Consider the following 19,824-nt stretch of genomic DNA (forward strand, 5'->3'; position numbering starts at 1 on the left):
ATTGGGTTCCCTCACCCCAATCATCAATTAAAAAGGTACAATATGGCTCCGTTCACACAATCGCAGCGCGTAAAAGCGTTGTTCTGGCTATCGCTATTCCATCTGCTGGTGATCACCTCCAGTAACTATCTGGTCCAGCTCCCGGTCTCCATTTTTGGTTTCCATACCACCTGGGGCGCGTTTAGCTTTCCGTTTATTTTCCTCGCTACCGATCTGACCGTGCGCATTTTTGGCGCGCCATTGGCCCGTCGAATTATCTTTGCGGTGATGATGCCAGCGTTGCTGATCTCTTATGTGATTTCGTCGCTGTTCTATATGGGCTCCTGGCAGGGATTCGGGGCACTGATGCACTTCAATCTGTTTGTCGCCCGTATCGCAGTCGCCAGCTTTATGGCCTATGCACTGGGACAAATTCTCGATGTGCATGTCTTTAACCGCCTGCGACAGAACCGCCGCTGGTGGATGGCCCCGACCGCCTCAACGCTGTTTGGCAACGTCAGCGATACCCTTGCCTTTTTCTTCATTGCCTTCTGGCGCAGTCCGGATGCCTTCATGGCCGAGCACTGGATGGAAATCGCCATCGTCGATTACTGTTTCAAAGTGCTGATCAGCATCCTGTTCTTCCTGCCGATGTATGGCGTATTGCTGAATATGTTGCTGAAAAAACTGGCAGATAAATCTGAAATCCCGGCGATGCAGACAAGTTGAGCTAAAGGTTCCTTTTCCGGGTTGTGATAAGATGAACGGATGCGCCGTTATGGCCGTTTATCGAAAGGAAGAAGTCAATGCGTAATCTGGTTAAATATGTCGGTATTGGCCTGCTGGTTATGGGGCTGGCGGCCTGTGATAATAGTGATACAAAAGCGCCGGCAGAAGGCACGGCGGCAGAAAGCAACGCAACCGGTCAGCCGGTTTCTCTGCTGGATGGCAAACTGAGTTTCTCACTGCCGGCAGATATGACGGACCAGAGTGGCAAGCTGGGTACGCAGGCCAACAATATGCACGTCTACTCTGACGCGACCGGCCAGAAAGCGGTGATTGTCATCGTCGGTGATAACACCAACGAAGAGCTGTCCGTGCTGGCAAAACGCCTTGAAGATCAGCAGCGCAGCCGTGACCCGCAGTTGCAGGTGGTGACCAACAAATCCATCGAGCTGAAAGGTCACACGCTGCAACAGTTAGACAGCATCATCTCGGCGAAAGGCCAGACCGCTTACTCTTCTGTGGTGCTGGGAAAAGTCGATAACCAACTGCTGACTCTGCAAATTACGCTGCCAGCGGACGACCAGCAGAAAGCGCAGACGGCCGCTGAAAACATCATCAATACGCTGGTTATTCAGTAACCATCAGGACGACGAGACGGCCTCTGGCGATTCCTGCAGAGGCCGTTTTTTTAACCGCCAGGTTAGCAGCAACGCAACCGCCACCAGCCCTGCCGCCGCCAGGTAAATGACCGGCACGCCAGCCCAGGTCATCACCAGCCCAGCCAACGGTCCCGTCACCCCCAGCGACAGATCCATAAACACCGTATACGTCGCCAGCGCCGAGCCCTGATTCTGCTGCGGCACCGCTTTGACCGCCACCACGCCAAGCGCCGGGAAGACCAGCGAAAAACCCATTCCTGTCAGCAGCACACCGATTTTTGCCATCCACGGCATCATCGCCACTCCCACCAGCAGCAGTCCGACTATCTCGACGCTAAAGCAGATCATCGCCACATTCAGACCGCCCAGACGATTGATGCCGTTGGGAAACAGCAAACGCGTTCCGACAAACGCACAGCTAAACAGGGTGAGCGCGAATGCCGCGCCATCCCAGCCTTTGGCGTCATAGAACAGCGTGATAAAGGTGGCTATCACCCCGAAACCCGCCGAGGCCAGCGCCAGGGCCATTCCGTATAGCCAGACGCGTCCAAGCACCGCGCGAAACGGCAAAGGCTTCCCTTTGCTCGCTTTCACCGCAGGGCGCGGAATCGCTAACAAAATGGCCAGCAGCGCGATTCCCATAATAATCAGCGCTAAACCCTGTAGTCCGCCCCAACGGTAAAACAGCACGCCGAGCGGCGCGCCGACCGCCATCGCCCCGTAAGTCACAATACCGTTCCAGGAAATCACCCGCCCGATGTGCAACGAGCCCACCACGCCAACACCCCATAGCGTCGAGCCGGTCCCGGCGAAACTCTGTCCAATCCCCAGAATCACGCGGCCCAGACACAGCAGCAGCAAACTGACAACCGGCCAGCTACTGGCGCTTCCTGCCAGAAAATAGCCCGCCCCGCTGAGAAAACAGCCGCACAGGCCAAAAACCACAATCTTTTTTGGTCCGAGCAGATCCGCATAGCGTCCGGCATGAGGGCGACTGAGCAAAGTCGCGAAGTATTGCAGGCTGATGACCAGCCCCGCCCAGAAGGCGCTAAACCCCATAACATCATGCACATAGCCAGGCAAAACCGCGAGCGGCAGGCCGATGGTCAGGTAGCTGGCACAGTTGAACATCACAACAGAAACAATGCGCAGATTGAGGCGCAATCCAGTAAGCGCCGGTTCAGCGACGGGTTCGGGCATGGGGATCACCACATTTTTACAACAATGTTTCATTTCTACCACGCCACGCCGGGAAAATCAGCAGCCAGATTAGGAATATCGGCAGCCAGCGAGCCGCTACACTTAATGAAAATCAAAAAAGGATGTAAACATGACAACCCCTCAACCCGACAAAGCCGGTCTACATATTCTGCTCAAACTGGCCTCGCTGGTCGTCATTCTCGCCGGGATCCACGCCGCCGCAGATATCATTGTGCAACTATTACTGGCGCTCTTTTTCTCCATTGTCCTCAATCCACTGGTCACCTGGTTTATCCGGCGGGGAGTGAAACGCCCGGTGGCGATCACCATTGTGGTGGTCGTGATGCTGTTCGTGCTCACCGCGCTGATTGGTGTGCTGGCGGCCTCGGTGAATGAATTTATTGCCATGCTGCCGAAATACAACAAGGAGCTGACACGTAAGCTTTTGTATCTGCAAGATATGATGCCATTTCTGAATCTGCATATGTCGCCAGAGCGCATGTTGCAACGCATGGATTCGGAGAAAATTGTCACCTTCACCACCACGCTGATGACCAGCCTCTCGGGGGCGATGGCCAGCGTGGTGTTGTTGGTGATGACGGTTGTCTTTATGTTGTTTGAGGTCCGCCATGTGCCCTACAAAATGCGTTTTGCACTGCACAATCCGCAAATCCACATCGCCGGACTGCACAGGGCGCTGAAGGGGGTCTCTCACTATCTGGCGTTAAAAACGCTGCTCAGCCTGTGGACCGGGGTCATTGTCTGGTTGGGGCTGGAACTGATGAACATTCAGTTTGCCCTGATGTGGGGAGTGCTGGCGTTCCTGCTGAACTATGTACCCAATATTGGCTCGGTGATTTCCGCCGTTCCGCCGATGGTTCAGGCGCTGCTTTTCAACGGCGTTTATGAGTGTGTGCTGGTGGGTGCGTTGTTCCTGATAGTCCATATGGTATTGGGCAACATGGTTGAACCGCGCATGATGGGGCATCGCCTGGGCATGTCGACGCTGGTGGTGTTCCTTTCTTTACTGGTCTGGGGCTGGTTGCTCGGCCCGGTGGGGATGTTGCTCTCCGTTCCCCTGACCAGCGTCTGTAAAATCTGGATGGAGACCACAACAGGCGGCAGCAAACTGGCAATATTACTGGGCCCTGGGCGACCGAAAAATCGATTACCGGGATAAACCCGCCCTACCAACCAGGGTAGTTTTATTCCCTTACCGGTGAAAGTATTATAAGGCGCGCTTTTGTTACCTGGATGTTTCAATAAGCGCGGTTTCCTTCGCGAAATGAGTTCCAGGTTTTTCCGCAGTGCATTTAATTCAAATTAAATGGTATCGACAATTTAATTTAAGTGAAAATTAACTAATACCATGATAATCCGGAAGATAAACGTCTTCAGCCTGCATGAATTAATTTCAGAATTTTCACGATGCCCCGTCAAAGTTAACATTAAAAATAGTCGGTATCATTGTAACTAAAACGCAATTCAGAAATGCATTCAACGTTAATATAAATAGTAATTTTGATAGGGAGTTTTCATGAAACAATACATTAAGTGGTTTGCGGCGATTGCCGTTGTCGGTGCGCTGGCAGGTTGTGCGCGTACTGCCCCCATCGATCAGGTGCACTCTTCGGTGACCGCAGGCCATACTCAGGATCAGGTGAAAAACGCGATCCTGAAAGCAGGCGTTCAGCGTAAATGGATCATGACGGAAGCGGGTCCGGGCGTGATCAAAGCGCGTCAGCAGTCTCGCGACCACGTTGCAGAAGTGCGTATTACCTACACCGCCTCCAGCTACGATATCAAATACGACAGCAGCTTCAACCTGCAGGCTTCTGGCGGTAAAATTCATAAAAACTACAACCGTTGGGTCCGTAACCTGGATAAAGATATTCAGTTGAACCTGTCTGCGGGTGCGGGTCTGTAATATCTCCTAAAGTCGGGTCGTTTGCGGCCCGATAACCTCTTTTTGTCTTTTAACAGGTTGTACTCGCTATGTACGAACAGGACTCCCTCAGCGCACTGGATGCGATCACGGAAGCGCAGCGTATCGCCTTCGCCCCCATGCTGTTTCAAACCGCACTTTGCCTGCGAAATGCTGATGTGCTGGCGTATCTTGACCGCCAGGGAAAACAGGGTGCAACACTGGAAGAGATCACCGAAAACAGTCACGTTAACGAATATGCAGTCGGTGTCTTGCTGGATATGGGATTAAGCGGACGCATCATTACCCATAAAGCGGGACGCTATTATCTGGCGAAAATCGGACATTTCCTTTTGCATGACACGATGACTCGCGTGAATATGGATTTCACCCACGACGTCTGTTATCAGGGATTGTTCTTTTTAGAGAATGCTCTGAAAGAAGGAAAACCGTCCGGGTTAAAAGTGTTTGGCGACTGGCCAACTATTTATCCGGCATTGTCGCAATTACCGCCGTCCGCGCGTGAAAGTTGGTTCGCCTTCGATCATTACTATTCTGACGGGGCGTTTGACGCCGCATTACCGCATGTATTCGCCAGTTGTCCTGCAACCCTGTACGATGTAGGCGGAAATACGGGAAAATGGGCAATACGCTGTAGTCAATTCGACGAAAATATCGCGATAACGTTATTAGATTTGCCACAACAAATTGCACTTGCCCGCGAAAATATCGAAAATGCAGGATTATCCGATCGCATCGGTTTTCATGCGGTGGATATGCTTGGCGATGCGCCTTTACCCACTGAGGCCGATATCTGGTGGATGAGTCAATTTCTTGACTGTTTTTCACCGGAGCAAATTGTCGCCATGCTCAGCAAGGTTGCCCGTGTGATGAAACCCGGCGCAAGACTGTGCATTATGGAGCTGTTCTGGGATGCGCAGCGTTTTGAAGCCGCCTCATTCAGTTTGAATGCGTCTTCGCTTTATTTTACCTGCATGGCGAACGGCAACAGCCGTTTCTACAGCGCAGAGAAATTTTATGGCTATCTGGACAAGGCAGGGTTCCAGGTGGACGAACGCCACGACAACTTAGGCGTTGGACATACCTTATTGATATGTCAAAAGAAAAAATAACAAAGTAGCACCTGAACGCTACTGGAATCACCGGTTTACCGCGGACGCGCGTTGATGAAATTCTCACTAAACATTACCGACTGGCGGGCGATGGCGCCAGGTCTGAGCGAATTGATACAGTGGCTGCAATGGTCACGGCATCCGCACGCCATCGATCCGTCGGCGGCACAAGGCAAACTGCGTGAACTGCCGATGATGACCTCCCGTCGTCTAAGCTCCGGCAGCAAACTGGCCGTCGAGTGCGGACTGGCGATGTTGCGTCGCCACGATATTGATGCGGTGCTATACACCAGTCGCCACGGAGAGCTCGAACGTAACTACCGGATTCTGCACGCGCTGGCGACAGAACAGGCGCTCTCGCCGACCGATTTTGCCCTGTCGGTACACAATTCAGCGGTGGGCAACCTGACTATCGCGGCTAAACACCCTATCGTCTCGTCATCACTTTCCGCCGGGCGCGATACCTTCCAGCAGGGGCTATGTGAAGTCATCTGCCTGCTACAGGCGGGTTATCAGCGCGTGCTGATGGTCGATTTCGACGGTTTTCTTCCCGAGTTTTACCACCCGCGCCTTCCGGAAAATATGCCAACCTGGCCGTACGCCACCGCGCTGGTCTGCGAAGCAGGTAACGACTGGGTGTGTCAGAGCGAACCGGCTCAGGCTGGCGCTGAAACGCCACTCCCGCAAAGCCTGTTGTTTTTACAGCACTATTTGCAGAATGCCCGCTCGTTCTCCCTTCCGGGTGAGCGAGTGAACTGGCACTGGAGTCGGTCATGAAAGGGGTTATCTCCACGCTGAACCGACTCTGGCGAATCGCCATGACCGGCTTCTGCTTCGCCCTCTTCGGACTCGGCGGGCTGCTGCTTTCGGTCGTCTGGTTTAACGTTTTATTAGTGTTCGTATGGGACAATGCCCGGCGTCGCCGCATTGCCCGACGCAGCATTGCCGCCAGCTTCCGTCTCTTTTTAACGGTAACCCGAGTGCTGGGCGTGCTGGATTATCAGATGAACGGGGTGGATATTTTGCGTCAGGAACGCGGATGTCTGGTGGTCGCCAATCACCCCACCCTGATCGATTATGTCCTGCTGGCGTCGGTAATGCCCGAAACAGACTGTCTGGTGAAGAGCGCGCTGCTGAAGAACCCGTTCCTCAGCGGCGTAGTGCGTGCTGCGGATTATCTGGTGAACAGTCAGGCCGACGCCCTGTTACCGGCCAGTCAGCAACGCCTGGCGCAGGGCGATACGATTTTAATTTTCCCCGAAGGCACCCGCACTCGCCCCGGCGAGACCATGACGCTGCAACGCGGCGCGGCGAATATCGCCGTGCGCTGCGGCAGCGATATTCGCGTGGTGACCATCCATTGCAGCCAGCGCATGCTGGATAAAGAAAGCAAATGGTATCAGGTGCCGCCCGTAAAACCGCTGTTTACCGTCGAGGTACGCGAGCGGGTAAAGATCGACCACTTTTACGACGCAAATTTACAAGAACCGGCGCTGGCGGCAAGACAGCTAAACCGGCATCTTTTGCTTCAATTACAACCAGGTACGTTACCTCTCTCAGGAATTAATGATGCAAGCGCTTTATCTTGAAATTAAAAATCTCATCATAACAACATTGAATCTGGACGAACTGTCAACAGACGACATTGACACCGAGGCGGCGCTGTTTGGCGACGGCCTGGGGCTGGACTCGATTGATGCCCTGGAACTGGGACTGGCGGTAAAAAATCAGTACGGCGTGGTGCTGTCTGCGGAAAGTGAAGAGATGCGTCAGCACTTCTTCTCCGTCGCCACGCTGGCATCGTTCATTAATGCGCAACGTGCCTGAGGAGAGTCCGTTATGACCGATCAACACGCCATTTATAACGAAGTCTCTGCGCTGCTGGTTAAGCTGTTTGAGATAGACCCGCAGGAGATCAAACCTGAAGCGCGTCTGTACGACGATCTTGAGCTGGACAGCATTGACGCCGTCGACATGATCGTCCATCTGCAAAAGAAAACCGGTAAGAAGATCAAACCGGAAGAGTTCAAAGCCGTACACACCGTGCAGGATGTCGTTGACGCGGTAGAACGCCTGCTTAAAGAAGCCTGATTCGCCGTGTCGGGCGTTCGCGCGTTGCCTGTGCTGACAGGCGTGCTGCTGCTTGCCTGGCCTTTCCTGATTTGGTTTGGCCTGGCGCACCACAGCCTGCAGTGGTTACTGCCGCTGATGGCACTATTGCTGTTCTTACGCTTTCGCCAGACCCGGCGACAGGCGGGTCCGTTGCGCGTCGTCACCCAGGTGGTGGCCGCAGTGGGTATCACCCTGTGCGTCGCCAGTTACCTGCTTAAAACCCATCAGCTTCTGCTGTTTTATCCGGTTGTGGTGAATGCCGTCATGCTTGCCGTTTTTGGCGGTTCGCTCTGGTCATCGATGCCCATCGTTGAACGACTGGCGCGACTGCGCGATCCCCAACTCCCGGCTGTGGCGGTGCGTTACACCCGCCGGGTGACGCAGATCTGGTGCGCCTTTTTTATCTTCAACGGCGGCGTGGCGTTGTTTACCGCCCTCCACGGCGATATGGCAATGTGGACCGCATGGAATGGCTTGATTGCCTACCTGCTGATGGGGTTACTGATGGGCAGCGAATGGCTGGTACGCCATTGGATGATGAATCGAGAATCGCAATGAAACAGACCCTGACGCTTGCCGAATGGCTCACCTCCCCCCGTCCAGCGAACACGCCTGTCGCCTGGCAGGATGAACGCCACTGGACGCTCGGTCACTTGCGCCACGATGTCGCGCAGTTAATGACACGCCTGCAACAGCAAAAAGGCGATCGCTGGGCGCTCTGTTTTGAAAACAGCTATCTGTTTATTGTCGCGCTGCTGGCGACACTGCATGCGGGGAAAACGCCCGTGATCCCGGGGCATAACCGCGTCTCTTTGCTCGACGAACAGCGGGCGTTGTTTGACGGCGTACTGAGCGATAAAACGCTCGGCTGGCAGGGGCCGCTGTGGGTGGTTAGCTCAGCAATGACGCTCAGCGATGAAGCGTGCCTCTTCCCGCCCCTGCGCCACGATGCATATGTCGAGCTGTTTACCTCCGGCTCGACGGGGCAACCGAAGCGCATCGTCAAACCCATTGCCCGTCTGGACCATGAAGCCGAACTGCTGGCGGCGCGCTTTGCCGACCGCCTGGCGGGGTGCAGAGTGGTAGCCTCCGTCGTGCCGCAGCATCTGTATGGTCTGACGTTTCGTATTTTCCTGCCAATGGCGCTCGGTCTGCCGCTGCATGCAGCCATGCTCTACTACGCGGAGCAACTGGCTGCGTTGGGTCACGAACATCGCTATGTGTTTATCAGCAGCCCGGCGTTTTTAAAACGTCTCGACCACCAGCTTCCCGCACCGCCGGTGGCAATGATTTTGTCGGCTGGCGGCATGTTACCGTGGCAGGACGTCACGCAAACCGCCGCCTGGCTGAACGTCTGGCCGGATGAAATCTACGGCAGCACCGAAACCGGTATTCTGGCCTGGCGCTATCGTCAGCAGGAGAATGTCACCTGGCTGCCCTTCCCAGGCGTGTCATTTACCGCAGAAGATGCTGCATTTCGTGTCTTTTCTCCGCTGATTGCCGACGTTAACGGTCTGCTGCTCGACGATATCCTGCAGTTTGAACCAAACGGTCAGTTCCGCCTGATGGGGCGCCGTGGCCGGGTGGTCAAAATTGAAGAGAAGCGCATTTCGCTCAGCGAAGTCGAACAACGCCTGCTGGAGCTAAAGGGCATCCGCGAGGTCGCCGCCCTGCCGATCACCCGTGGCGGTCGCCAGGGCGTGGGCGTACTGCTGGTACTCGATGACGAGGCGCGCCAGCGCTGGCAGAACAGCGGTGGAAAAACCCAGGAGCTGACGTGGCGGCGAGCGCTGCTACCGTGGCTCGAGCCGGTCGCCGTACCGCGTTACTGGCGGGTTATCGACGAAATTCCGGTCAACAGTATGAATAAGCGTGTCTATGCGCAATTACAGGAGTTGTTTCATGATACCCCATGAAATTGAGCGCCATCAGGCACAGCCTCAACAGGTTGAGATCGTTTTGCATCTCGATCCTTCTCTTTTTTGGTTTAGCGGCCATTTTGCCGTGCAGCCGCTGCTGCCGGGCGTCGCGCAGATGGACTGGGTGATGCACTATGCCACCACTCTGCTCGCTCCCGGCTGGCGTTTTCACAGCATTCAGAACGTGAAGTTCCAGGCACCGCTGCTGCCGGAAAACACCGTCACGCTAACGCTGAGCTGGCAGGAAGCGCGTCAGATCCTGACGTTCAGCTATCAACGCCACGATGGCGACGCGCGCCATACCGCCAGCAGCGGGAAGATCCGGTTATGCCGTTGACCTTTTCCCCCTGCGTGCTGATCCCCTGCTATAACCACGGCGCCATGATGCCGCGTGTCCTGACACGCCTGCAGCCGTTTAATCTGCCGTGTATTGTGGTGGACGACGGCAGCGATGCCGCCACGCAGCAGGAACTGGACAGACTCGCCGAGGACACCTCCGGTCTGACCTTAATCCGTCTGGCGGAAAATGCCGGAAAAGGCGCGGCGGTGATCCGCGGATTAGAGGCGGCGGCAGAGGCCGGATTTACCCATGCCGTCCAGGTCGATGCCGACGGTCAACATGCCATTGAAGACATTCCAAAACTGCTGGAACTGGCGCAGGCCCATCCCGCCGCGCTGATCTCCGGACAGCCGATTTATGATGATTCCATTCCCCGTTCGCGTCTGTACGGGCGCTGGATAACCCATGTCTGGGTATGGATTGAAACCCTTTCCCTGCAACTGAAAGACAGTATGTGCGGCTTTCGTGTCTACCCTGTCGCCCCCACGCGCCAACTGGCGCAGCGGGTAACGCTCGGCAAGCGAATGGATTTTGACACCGAAGTGATGGTGCGTCTCTGGTGGCAGGGCACCCCCAGCTATTTTGTCCCGACTCGCGTGACCTATCCGCCGGACGGGCTGTCGCACTTCGATGCTTTCAAAGATAACTGCCGCATTTCGCTGATGCATACGCGCCTGTTCTTCGGCATGTTGCCGCGCATCCCGTCACTGCTGCTGCGTCGAACGTCGCCGCACTGGGCGCGCCAGCAGGAGGTGAAAGGGCTGTGGGGAATGCGCCTGATGCTGCTGGTCTGGCGGCTGCTGGGACGCAAAGCGTTCACCTTGCTGCTGTATCCGGTGGTCGGTGTTTACTGGCTGACGGCGTCCACCGCTCGCCGGGCCTCACAGAACTGGATCGCCCGCGTGCGTGAGCAATTGGCCGCGCGGCAGAGGCCGGTGCCGGCTAACCTCACCAGCTACCAACACTTCTTGCGTTTTGGTAACGCGATGCTCGATAAAATCGCCAGTTGGCGCGGTGAACTGCATTTTGGTCGCGACGTAGTGTTTGCGCCAGGGGCTGAAGCGGCGCTGAATGTGAGCGATCCTCGCGGCAAGCTGCTGCTGGCCTCGCACCTGGGCGATGTTGAAGCCTGTCGCGCGCTGGCGCAGTTACAGGGCAGCAAAACCATCAACGCGCTGGTGTTCAGCGATAATGCCCGCCGTTTTAAGCAGATTATGGAAGAGATGGCCCCGCAGGCCGGACTCAACCTGATGCCAGTGACCGACATCGGCCCGGACACCGCCATTGCGCTCAAAGAGAAGCTGGAGCGCGGGGAATGGATTGCTATTGTCGGCGATCGAATTGCGGTAAATCCCCAACGTGGCGGCGATTGGCGCGTCTGCTGGAGTCGTTTCATGGGGCAAGCCGCCCCGTTCCCGCAGGGGCCATTTATCCTCGCCTCGATTTTGCGCTGCCCGGTGGATCTCCTCTTTGCCCTGCGTCAGCAGGAGAAGCTGTGCATTCACTGCGAGCCGTTCGCCAATCCGCTGCTCTTGCCGCGCGCCGAACGCCAGCAGGCGCTACAGCAGACCATCGACCGCTATGCCGAACGTCTTGAACATTACGCGTTACAGTCGCCGCTCGACTGGTTTAACTTTTTCGATTTCTGGCAATTGCCGGAACCCAAAAACAAGGAGTAAAGGGTGCTGAACGATCCCCGCTTTACGGCTGAAGTCGAGCTGACCATTCCGTTTCATGACGTCGACATGATGGGCGTGGCGTGGCACGGCAACTACTTCCGCTACTTCGAAATTGCCCGCGAAGCGCTGCTTAACCAGTTCGACTACGGCTACCGCCAGATGAAAGCCTCCGGCTACCTGTGGCCCGTGGTGGATACCCGCGTGAAATACCGCCATCCGCTGACCTTTGAGCAGCGCATTCGCGTGCGGGCGCGTCTGGAAGAGTTCGAAAACCGCCTGCGCATTGGCTATGAAATCTTCGATGCCGAAAGCGGGAAACGCGCGACGACGGGCTACACCATTCAGGTCGCGGTGGAAGAGAAAAGCCGCGAAATGTGCTTCGTCTGCCCGGACATTCTGTTTGAACGAATGGGGGTGACGCCATGAGGTTTCTGCCGCTGCTGGCACTGCTCGTCAGCCCGTTCGTCAGCGCCCTGACACTGGATGAACTGCAACAGCGCTTTACCGAACAGCCGGTGATCCGCGCGCATTTCGATCAAACCCGGACGATAAAAGATCTGCCGCAGCCGCTGCGATCCGCAGGAACGATGTTGATCGCCCGCGACCAGGGGCTTTTGTGGGATCAAACCCGTCCGTTCCCGATGCAATTGCTGCTGGACGATACGCGAATGGTGCAGGCCATCAACGGTCAGCCGCCGCAGACTATCACCGCCGATAACAACCCGCAGATGTTCCAGTTTAACCACCTACTGCGCGGGCTGTTTCAGGCCGACCGCAAAGTGCTGGAGCAAAACTTCCGCGTGGAGTTTGCAGATCGCGGAGAGGGCCGCTGGACGCTACGCCTGACACCTGTCACCACGCCACTGGATAAGATCTTTGCCACCATCGACCTGGCCGGAAAAACCTATCTGGAACGTATTGAGCTAAACGACAAACAGGGCGACCGCACGGATATCGTGCTTTCCCAACACCAACTGACGCCTGCGCAACTGACTGATGACGAACGCCAACGCTTTGCCGCCCAGTAAACGCCCCGCGCTGTTATGGGGAATCGCCTGCATCATGATGCTGGGCGTGTTGCTGATATTGCTGCCTCAGGCGCGGCTCAACAGCAGCGTGCTGGCGATGCTGCCAAAACAGGCGCTGGGGGCGATTCCGCCTGCCCTGAATGACGGCTTTATGCAGCGTCTTGACCGCCAGTTGGTCTGGCTGGTCAGTCCCGGTAAAAAGGCGGACCCGACAATCGCCCGTAACTGGCTGGCGATGCTGCAACAATCACAGGCGCTGGCTGAGGTAAAAGGCCCAATGGATGCCAACAGCCAACAGGCGTGGGGCGCGTTCTTTTGGCAGCACCGCAACGGTTTGATCGACCCGCAAACTCGCGCCCGTCTACAAAACGGCGGCGACGCGCAGGCGCAATGGATCCTGTCTCAGCTCTATTCCGCGTTTTCCGGCGTCAGCGGTAAAGAGCTGCAAAACGATCCGCTAATGCTGATGCGCGGCTCACAGTTAGCGATGGCCGAAAATGGTCAGCGTCTGCGGCTGATGGACGGCTGGCTGGTGGCGCAGGACCGCGAGGGAAATTACTGGTATCTGCTGCATGGCGAACTGGCCGGTTCGTCGTTCGATATGCAACAGACGCATCATCTGGTGACCACGCTCAGCGCGCTTGCAGAGGCGCTGAAAGCGCGCTATCCCCAGGCGCAGCTACTGTCGCGTGGCACGGTATTCTACAGCGATTACGCCAGCCAACAGGCAAAACAGGATGTCTCCACGCTTGGCGTGGCGACAGTGCTGGGCGTGCTGCTGCTGATTGTCGCGGTGTTCCGCTCGCTGCGCCCGCTGCTGCTGTGTCTGCTGTCGATTGGCATTGGCGCGCTGGCGGGAACCGTCGTCACGCTGCTGTTCTTCGGTGAACTGCATCTGATGACGCTGGTGATGAGCATGAGCATCATCGGCATCTCCGCCGACTACACGTTGTATTACCTGACCGAACGGATGGTGCATGGCGCGGAAACCTCGCCCTGGCAAAGTCTGGCAAAAGTGCGAAATGCCCTGCTGCTGGCGCTGCTGACCACCGTCGCGGCCTACCTGATTATGATGCTCGCCCCCTTCCCCGGCATTCGCCAGATGGCGGTATTTGCGGCGGCAGGACTGAGCGCCTCGTGCCTGACGGTGATTTTCTGGCATCCGTGGCTGTGTCGCGGGCTACCGGTGCGTCCGGTTCCGGCGATGGTACTGATGCTGCGCTGGCTTGCCGCCTGGCGACGCAATAAAACGCTCTCCGTCGGTTTGCCGGTGGCACTCGCGCTTTTCTCACTGGCTGGCATGGCAACGCTGCGCGTGGACGACGATATCTCGCAGTTGCAGGCGCTGCCGAAGCACATTCTGGCGCAGGAAAAAACCATTACCGCGCTGACCGGACAGAGTGTCGATCAGAAGTGGTTTGTGGTGTACGGCGACTCCGCACAGCAGACGCTGGAACGGCTGGAAGCCTTTGTCCCCGCGCTGGCGCAGGCGAAAAAAGAGGGTCTGCTCAACGGCTATCGCACGATCCCGTTGAATTCACTGACCCGTCAGCAGCAGGATCTCGCCTTGCTGAAAAACGCTGCGCCCACGGTCATTCAGGCCCTGAACAACGCCGGGCTGACGACGGTCAATCCCGATCTAGCCCCTATGCCGGTAACCGTTGACGCCTGGCTTGCCAGCCCGGCCAGCGAAGGTTGGCGACTGTTGTGGTTGAGCCTGCCTCACGGCGAAAGCGGTGTACTGGTGCCCGTGGAAGGCGTGACCCAGAGCGCGGCGCTCAACGCGCTTAGCGAGAAATATCCCGGTGTCGCGTGGGTCGATCGCAAAAGCACCTTTGACAACCTGTTTGCACTGTATCGCAACGTACTGACCGGTTTATTGTTTATCGCGCTGGCGGTGATTGCCTGCGGCGCGATCGCGCGGTTAGGCTGGCGCAGAGGATTGGTCAGCCTCGTGCCGTCGGTGCTCTCTTTGGGCTGCGGTCTGGCGGTGCTGGCATTGAGCGGGCATGCGGTCAATCTGTTCTCGCTGTTGGCGCTGGTGCTGGTTCTGGGGATCGGCATTAACTACACGCTGTTTTTCAGTAATCCGCGTGGGACGCCGCTGACCTCCCTGTTAGCCATCACGCTGGCCATGATGACCACCCTATTGACGCTCGGTATGTTGGTCTTTAGCGCCACCCAGGCGATCAGCAGTTTTGGCATTGTGCTGGTCAGCGGCATTTTCACCGCGTTCCTGCTTTCCCCTCTGGCGATGCCGACGAAAAGAGAGAAAAAACGAAAATGATTAAACACCTTTTTGCCGGATGGCGGCTACGCCTTATCCGGCCTGACAGGTCAACAGGTTGGCGTAGGCCCGATAAGCGTAGCGCCATCGCGCAGTTAGCGCTGGGCCTCTTTGCGCTGTTACTCACCGGCTGCAGCCACTCGCCAAAAGATCAGCAAGGCCGCCCGCAGGCGTGGCTGGAGCCAGGTACGCGGGTGACACTGCCTGCACCGGGCATCTCTCCGGCAGTGAACGCTCAGCAGTTGCTCACCGGCCGCTTTAACGGCAAAACCCAGTCGCTGCTGGTAATGCTGAATGCCGATGATAAAAAAATCACGCTGGCGGGGCTGTCGTCGGTGGGTATTCGTCTGTTCCTCGTCACTTACGATGACAAAGGGTTGCACACCGAGCAGTCCATCGTGGTTCCACAATTGCCGCCCGCCAGTCAGGTGCTGGCTGACGTCATGCTCAGCCACTGGCCGATTAGCACCTGGCAGCCGCAGTTGCCGAAAGGCTGGACGTTGACGGACAGCGGCGACAGGCGTGAACTGCGTAATGCTCGCGGCACGCTGGTGACCGAAATCACCTACCTGAACCGCAAAGGCAAGCGCGAGCCGATCAGCATCGAACAGCATGTCTTTAAATACCACATCACCATTCAATATCTGGGTGACTGATATGATTTACATTTCTGCGGTGGGCATGATTAACGCGTTGGGCAACGATACCGATGAAATCGCCGCTAACCTGACGCATGGCGTTGCACCCGGCATGCGCCCGCGCACCGGCTGGTTACAGGGGCATCCTCACGCGGTACTTGCTGGCGTGGACGGCGAACTGCCCGCCATCCCGGATGACTTTAGCGCCCACCGTTCGCGCAACAATCAGCTGCTGCTGGCGGCGCTCAGGCAGATCCAGCCGCAGGTGGATGAGGCCATTGCGCGCTACGGTCGCGATCGGGTTGCGGTGGTGCTCGGCACCAGCACGTCCGGTCTGGATGAAGGCGACACGCACGTTAACCTGACGCTGAACGGCGAAGAGAGCCATCACTGGCAGTACGCGCAGCAGGAACTGGGCGACCCGTCGCGCTTTCTCAGCCACTGGCTGAAGCTGGACGGCCCGGCATTCACCCTCTCCACCGCCTGCTCCTCCAGCGCTCGCGCTATCATCAGCGGACGCCGCTTAATTGAATCCGATCTCGTGGACGTCGCCATCGTCGGCGGCGCAGATACCCTGAGCCGGATGCCGATCAACGGCTTCCACAGTCTCGAATCGCTCTCGCCGACGCGCTGTCTGCCGTTTGGCCGTGACCGAAGCGGTATTACTATTGGCGAAGGCGCGGCGCTGATGCTGTTGACCCGCGAGCCACAGCCCATCGCGCTGCTTGGCGTAGGGGAATCCAGCGACGCGCACCATATTTCGGCACCGCATCCGGAGGGCGTTGGGGCCATTCGCGCCATCCAGCAGGCGCTGGACGATGCCGGTCTCACACCCGAACAGGTGGGTTACATCAATCTGCATGGCACCGCCACGCCGCTGAACGACCAGATCGAATCCAGGGTGGTCAACGCGCTGTTTGGCGAGCGCGTCCCGTGCAGCTCGACCAAACACCTGACCGGCCACACGCTGGGCGCGGCAGGGATTACCGAAGCGGCGCTCAGCATGCTGATTTTACAGCATGACCTGCCTCTGCCAGTACAGGACTTTAGCCTGTCGCCGCGCGATCCGGCGCTGCCGCCCTGCGGCATCATCGAGCAACCTCAGCCGCTTGAACGCCCGTTTATCTTGTCGAATTCGTTCGCCTTTGGCGGCAATAACACCAGTATTCTGCTCGGGAGAATGTCATGAGCCACTATTTATCACCCGGCGAATACCTGCCGCACGACGCGCCCATGCTGCTACTCGAAGAGGTGGTTCGCGTGGGCGAAGACACCGCCGTTTGTTGCGTCACGGTGGCGAGCGGCGGCGTTCTCGCACCGTTCCTTGATCCGCAAGGCAATTTACCCGGCTGGTTCGCACTGGAACTGATGGCGCAGACCGTCGGCGTCTGGTCCGGCTGGCACCGCCATCAGCAGGGTCAGGGAGCGATCTCACTCGGGATGGTGCTCGGCGCGCGCGAACTGATTTGCACAGCCGGCGTTCTGCCCGCAGGAAAAACCGTATCCATTACCGTTAAGTTGCTGATGCAGGACGACCGTTTCGGCAGCTTCGAATGCGCGATTACCGCCGACGAAGAGACACTGGCGACAGGCCGCGTTAATACCTTCCAGCCATCGGCAGAAGAACTTCATTCTCTATTTCAACAAGGAGCGTCCGCATGAGTCGTTCAGTTTTAGTTACCGGCGCCAGCAAAGGCATCGGTCGCGCAATCGCCCGCCAGTTGGCAGCGGACGGCTTTGTGGTCGGCGTCCACTACCATCGTGATGCACAGGGCGCGCAGGAGACGCTGGATGCCATTCTCGCCGTCGGTGGCGCAGGGCGTCTGCTCAGTTTCGACGTGGCGAACCGCGAGCAGTGCCGCGAAGTACTGGAACAGGATATCGAGGCGCATGGCGCATGGTACGGCGTAGTCAGCAATGCAGGCGTTGCCCGCGATGCCGCCTTCCCGGCACTCAGCGACAGCGACTGGGACACGGTGATCCACACTAACCTCGACAGTTTTTATAACGTCATTCAGCCGTGCATCATGCCAATGATCGGCGCGCGCCAGGGCGGTCGGATTATCACCCTGTCGTCGGTGTCCGGCGTAATGGGCAATCGTGGGCAGGTAAACTACAGCGCCGCCAAAGCCGGGATTATCGGCGCCACCAAAGCGCTGGCGATTGAACTTGCGAAACGCAAAATAACCGTCAACTGCATCGCGCCGGGGCTGATCGACACCGGAATGATCGAAATGGAAGAGGCCGCGCTGAAGGAAGCGATGGCGATGATCCCAATGAAACGCATGGGTCAGGCGGACGAAGTCGCCGGGCTTGCCAGCTATTTGATGTCGGATGTGGCGAGCTACGTCACCCGTCAGGTGATTTCCATCAATGGAGGGATGTTATGACACGTCGCGTGGTGATAACGGGCATGGGCGGCGTCACCGCCTTTGGGGAAAACTGGCAGGATGTTTCCGCCAGACTGCGGGCCTATGAAAACGCCGTGCGCAAAATGCCGGAGTGGCAGGTTTATGAGGGGCTACATACCCTGCTGGGCGCACCGATCGATGATTTCACGCTGCCGGAGCATTACACCCGTAAGCGCATCCGTGCGATGGGTCGCGTGTCGTTGATGTCTACCCGCGCCACCGAACTGGCGCTCGAACAGGCTGGACTGATTGGCGACGACGTGCTCACCAACGGGGAAACGGGTATTGCGTATGGCTCATCCACCGGCAGTACTGGCCCGGTGAGCGAATTTGCCACCATGCTGACCGAAAAGCACACCAATAACATTACCGGCACCACCTATGTGCAGATGATGCCGCACACCACCGCCGTCAATACCGGGCTGTTTTTCGGCCTGCGCGGACGCGTGATCCCCACCTCCAGCGCCTGCACGTCCGGCAGCCAGGCGATTGGCTATGCGTGGGAAGCGATTCGCCACGGTTATCAAACCGTGATGGTAGCAGGCGGCGCGGAAGAGTTGTGCCCGTCGGAAGCGGCGGTGTTTGATACGCTGTTCGCCACCAGTCAGCGCAACGATCAACCGAAAACCACGCCGTCGCCGTTCGATGAACAGCGCGATGGGCTGGTGATTGGCGAAGGCGCCGGGACGTTGATCCTTGAAGAACTGGAACACGCCAAAGCACGCGGCGCGACAATTTACGGCGAAATCATCGGGTTTGCCACCAACTGCGACGCCGCGCATATCACCCAGCCACAACGGGAAACCATGCAAATTTGCATGGAACAGTCGCTGAAAATGGCAGGATTAAACGCGCTGGATATCGGCTATATTTCCGCACACGGCACGGCGACGGATCGTGGCGATATTGCGGAAAGTCAGGCGACTGCCGCAATTTATGGCGATAATGTGCCAATCTCCTCGCTGAAAAGTTATTTTGGGCATACCCTTGGTGCCTGTGGCGCGCTGGAAGCATGGATGAGTCTGCAAATGATGCGTGAAGGCTGGTTTGCGCCTACGCTAAACTTAAAACAGCCCGACGCCAACTGCGGCGCGCTGGATTACATCATGGGTGAAGCCCGCAAGATTGATTGTGAATTCTTACAGAGCAACAATTTTGCGTTTGGCGGCATCAATACGTCCATCATCATTAAACGTTGGTCCTGACATGTATCGGATCGTACTGGGAAAAGTTTCGACACTCAGCGCAGGCACCTTGCCGTCTGCGTTAACCGATCTGGCACCGCAGGGTCCGCGACGCGCACGCTGGCTGGCCGGTCGCGTTCTGCTTTCCCACACCCTCTCGCCGCTGCCGGAGATTGTTTACGGCGAACAGGGGAAACCCGCGTTTTCACCCGAGACGTCGCTGTGGTTCAACCTGAGCCATAGCGGTGACGATATCGCCCTGCTGCTGAGCGACGAAGGCGAAGTGGGTTGTGATCTCGAAATCATCCGCCCGCGCGCCAACTGGCGCTCGCTGGCAAATGCGGTCTTCAGCCTCGGCGAACATGCCGAAGTGGAAGCGGAACATCCGGATCGGCAGCTCGCCGCCTTCTGGCGCATCTGGACGCAAAAAGAGGCAATCGTGAAACAGCGCGGCGGCAGCGCGTGGCAGATCGTCAGCGTCGACAGCACCTTTGACTCCGGGCTTTCGCTGAGCCATTGCCAGCTCGATAACCTGAGCCTGGCCGTCTGCACTCCCACGCCCTTTACCCTGAACGCAGACGCGGTGCAGTGGCTGGAAACGGTTT

At 57.3% G+C, this 19,824-nt stretch carries 23 protein-coding genes; 22 read left to right on the plus strand and 1 reads right to left on the minus strand.

Going from position 1 to position 19,824, the window contains the following annotated elements:
- Window positions 1-42: 42 nt before the first annotated feature.
- Window positions 43-708 (plus strand): 7-cyano-7-deazaguanine/7-aminomethyl-7-deazaguanine transporter, encoded by a 666-nt coding sequence (locus tag JTI98_RS03640; RefSeq protein WP_042998489.1) that lies wholly within the window; start codon window positions 43-45, stop codon window positions 706-708.
- A gap of 77 nt (window positions 709-785) precedes the next feature.
- Entirely contained in the window at window positions 786-1,343 is a 558-nt protein-coding gene (locus JTI98_RS03645) for a DcrB family lipoprotein (protein ID WP_044327800.1), read from the plus strand.
- 3 nt (window positions 1,344-1,346) lie between these two features.
- On the opposite strand, the gene JTI98_RS03650 is transcribed toward JTI98_RS03645, so the two are convergent.
- Entirely contained in the window at window positions 1,347-2,597 is a 1,251-nt protein-coding gene (locus JTI98_RS03650) for an MFS transporter (RefSeq protein ID WP_071888335.1), read from the minus strand.
- Window positions 2,598-2,694: 97 nt separating this feature from the next.
- Here JTI98_RS03650 and JTI98_RS03655 point away from each other — a divergent pair, with 97 nt between their 5' ends.
- The 20 genes from JTI98_RS03655 to acpT form a co-directional block, all read left to right on the plus strand.
- The gene (locus tag JTI98_RS03655; RefSeq protein ID WP_216081930.1) at window positions 2,695-3,744 is read left to right on the plus strand and encodes an AI-2E family transporter; all 1,050 of its coding nucleotides are present in this window, start codon (window positions 2,695-2,697) and stop codon (window positions 3,742-3,744) included.
- 369 nt (window positions 3,745-4,113) lie between these two features.
- Window positions 4,114-4,491: a hypothetical protein gene (locus tag JTI98_RS03660; RefSeq protein ID WP_125340073.1), complete on the plus strand. Its 378-nt coding sequence runs from the start codon at window positions 4,114-4,116 to the stop codon at window positions 4,489-4,491.
- A gap of 68 nt (window positions 4,492-4,559) precedes the next feature.
- On the plus strand, window positions 4,560-5,621 hold the full coding sequence (locus JTI98_RS03665; protein ID WP_044263895.1) for a methyltransferase: 1,062 nt from the start codon (window positions 4,560-4,562) through the stop codon (window positions 5,619-5,621).
- A gap of 54 nt (window positions 5,622-5,675) precedes the next feature.
- The gene (locus JTI98_RS03670; RefSeq protein WP_044327246.1) at window positions 5,676-6,398 is read left to right on the plus strand and encodes a beta-ketoacyl synthase chain length factor; all 723 of its coding nucleotides are present in this window, start codon (window positions 5,676-5,678) and stop codon (window positions 6,396-6,398) included.
- Window positions 6,377-7,210 carry a 1-acyl-sn-glycerol-3-phosphate acyltransferase gene (locus JTI98_RS03675; protein WP_369700151.1) on the plus strand — a complete coding sequence of 278 codons (834 nt, stop codon included), beginning with the start codon at window positions 6,377-6,379 and terminating at the stop codon, window positions 7,208-7,210. Before JTI98_RS03670 ends, JTI98_RS03675 begins: the two co-directional genes overlap by 22 nt.
- Window positions 7,191-7,448: a phosphopantetheine-binding protein gene (locus JTI98_RS03680; RefSeq protein WP_042998497.1), complete on the plus strand. Its 258-nt coding sequence runs from the start codon at window positions 7,191-7,193 to the stop codon at window positions 7,446-7,448. The genes JTI98_RS03675 and JTI98_RS03680 overlap by 20 nt, the downstream gene beginning before the upstream one ends.
- A 12-nt stretch (window positions 7,449-7,460) precedes the next feature.
- Window positions 7,461-7,712 carry an acyl carrier protein gene (locus tag JTI98_RS03685; RefSeq protein ID WP_216081931.1) on the plus strand — a complete coding sequence of 84 codons (252 nt, stop codon included), beginning with the start codon at window positions 7,461-7,463 and terminating at the stop codon, window positions 7,710-7,712.
- Between the two features lie 6 nt (window positions 7,713-7,718).
- Window positions 7,719-8,291, plus strand: a complete 573-nt coding sequence (locus tag JTI98_RS03690; protein ID WP_044327248.1) for a hypothetical protein — start codon at window positions 7,719-7,721, stop codon at window positions 8,289-8,291.
- Window positions 8,288-9,649, plus strand: a complete 1,362-nt coding sequence (locus JTI98_RS03695; RefSeq protein WP_058587450.1) for an AMP-binding protein — start codon at window positions 8,288-8,290, stop codon at window positions 9,647-9,649. Before JTI98_RS03690 ends, JTI98_RS03695 begins: the two co-directional genes overlap by 4 nt.
- Window positions 9,636-9,989 carry a beta-hydroxyacyl-ACP dehydratase gene (locus JTI98_RS03700; protein ID WP_042998501.1) on the plus strand — a complete coding sequence of 118 codons (354 nt, stop codon included), beginning with the start codon at window positions 9,636-9,638 and terminating at the stop codon, window positions 9,987-9,989. The genes JTI98_RS03695 and JTI98_RS03700 overlap by 14 nt, the downstream gene beginning before the upstream one ends.
- Window positions 9,980-11,671: a glycosyltransferase gene (locus tag JTI98_RS03705; RefSeq protein WP_058587449.1), complete on the plus strand. Its 1,692-nt coding sequence runs from the start codon at window positions 9,980-9,982 to the stop codon at window positions 11,669-11,671. Before JTI98_RS03700 ends, JTI98_RS03705 begins: the two co-directional genes overlap by 10 nt.
- Before the next feature lie 3 nt (window positions 11,672-11,674).
- Window positions 11,675-12,097: a thioesterase family protein gene (locus tag JTI98_RS03710; protein ID WP_042998503.1), complete on the plus strand. Its 423-nt coding sequence runs from the start codon at window positions 11,675-11,677 to the stop codon at window positions 12,095-12,097.
- Window positions 12,094-12,699, plus strand: a complete 606-nt coding sequence (locus tag JTI98_RS03715) for an outer membrane lipoprotein carrier protein LolA (RefSeq protein ID WP_044263906.1) — start codon at window positions 12,094-12,096, stop codon at window positions 12,697-12,699. Before JTI98_RS03710 ends, JTI98_RS03715 begins: the two co-directional genes overlap by 4 nt.
- On the plus strand, window positions 12,668-14,986 hold the full coding sequence (locus tag JTI98_RS03720; RefSeq protein ID WP_216081932.1) for an MMPL family transporter: 2,319 nt from the start codon (window positions 12,668-12,670) through the stop codon (window positions 14,984-14,986). Before JTI98_RS03715 ends, JTI98_RS03720 begins: the two co-directional genes overlap by 32 nt.
- The gene (locus JTI98_RS03725; RefSeq protein ID WP_369700152.1) at window positions 14,986-15,642 is read left to right on the plus strand and encodes a DUF3261 domain-containing protein; all 657 of its coding nucleotides are present in this window, start codon (window positions 14,986-14,988) and stop codon (window positions 15,640-15,642) included. Before JTI98_RS03720 ends, JTI98_RS03725 begins: the two co-directional genes overlap by 1 nt.
- A gap of 1 nt (window position 15,643) precedes the next feature.
- On the plus strand, window positions 15,644-16,813 hold the full coding sequence (locus JTI98_RS03730) for a beta-ketoacyl-[acyl-carrier-protein] synthase family protein (RefSeq protein WP_042998506.1): 1,170 nt from the start codon (window positions 15,644-15,646) through the stop codon (window positions 16,811-16,813).
- On the plus strand, window positions 16,810-17,286 hold the full coding sequence (locus JTI98_RS03735) for a 3-hydroxy-fatty acyl-ACP dehydratase (protein WP_042998507.1): 477 nt from the start codon (window positions 16,810-16,812) through the stop codon (window positions 17,284-17,286). Before JTI98_RS03730 ends, JTI98_RS03735 begins: the two co-directional genes overlap by 4 nt.
- Window positions 17,283-18,014, plus strand: a complete 732-nt coding sequence (locus JTI98_RS03740; RefSeq protein WP_042998508.1) for a 3-ketoacyl-ACP reductase FabG2 — start codon at window positions 17,283-17,285, stop codon at window positions 18,012-18,014. Before JTI98_RS03735 ends, JTI98_RS03740 begins: the two co-directional genes overlap by 4 nt.
- Window positions 18,011-19,240 carry a beta-ketoacyl-ACP synthase gene (locus JTI98_RS03745; RefSeq protein ID WP_042998509.1) on the plus strand — a complete coding sequence of 410 codons (1,230 nt, stop codon included), beginning with the start codon at window positions 18,011-18,013 and terminating at the stop codon, window positions 19,238-19,240. The genes JTI98_RS03740 and JTI98_RS03745 overlap by 4 nt, the downstream gene beginning before the upstream one ends.
- Window position 19,241: 1 nt before the next feature.
- The coding region (gene acpT, locus JTI98_RS03750) for a 4'-phosphopantetheinyl transferase AcpT (RefSeq protein ID WP_044327811.1) at window positions 19,242-19,824 on the plus strand (583 nt) is incomplete at its 3' end.

This window comes from Citrobacter sp. MGH 55, assembly GCF_016906145.1.
Lineage (GTDB): Bacteria > Pseudomonadota > Gammaproteobacteria > Enterobacterales > Enterobacteriaceae > Citrobacter_A > Citrobacter_A amalonaticus.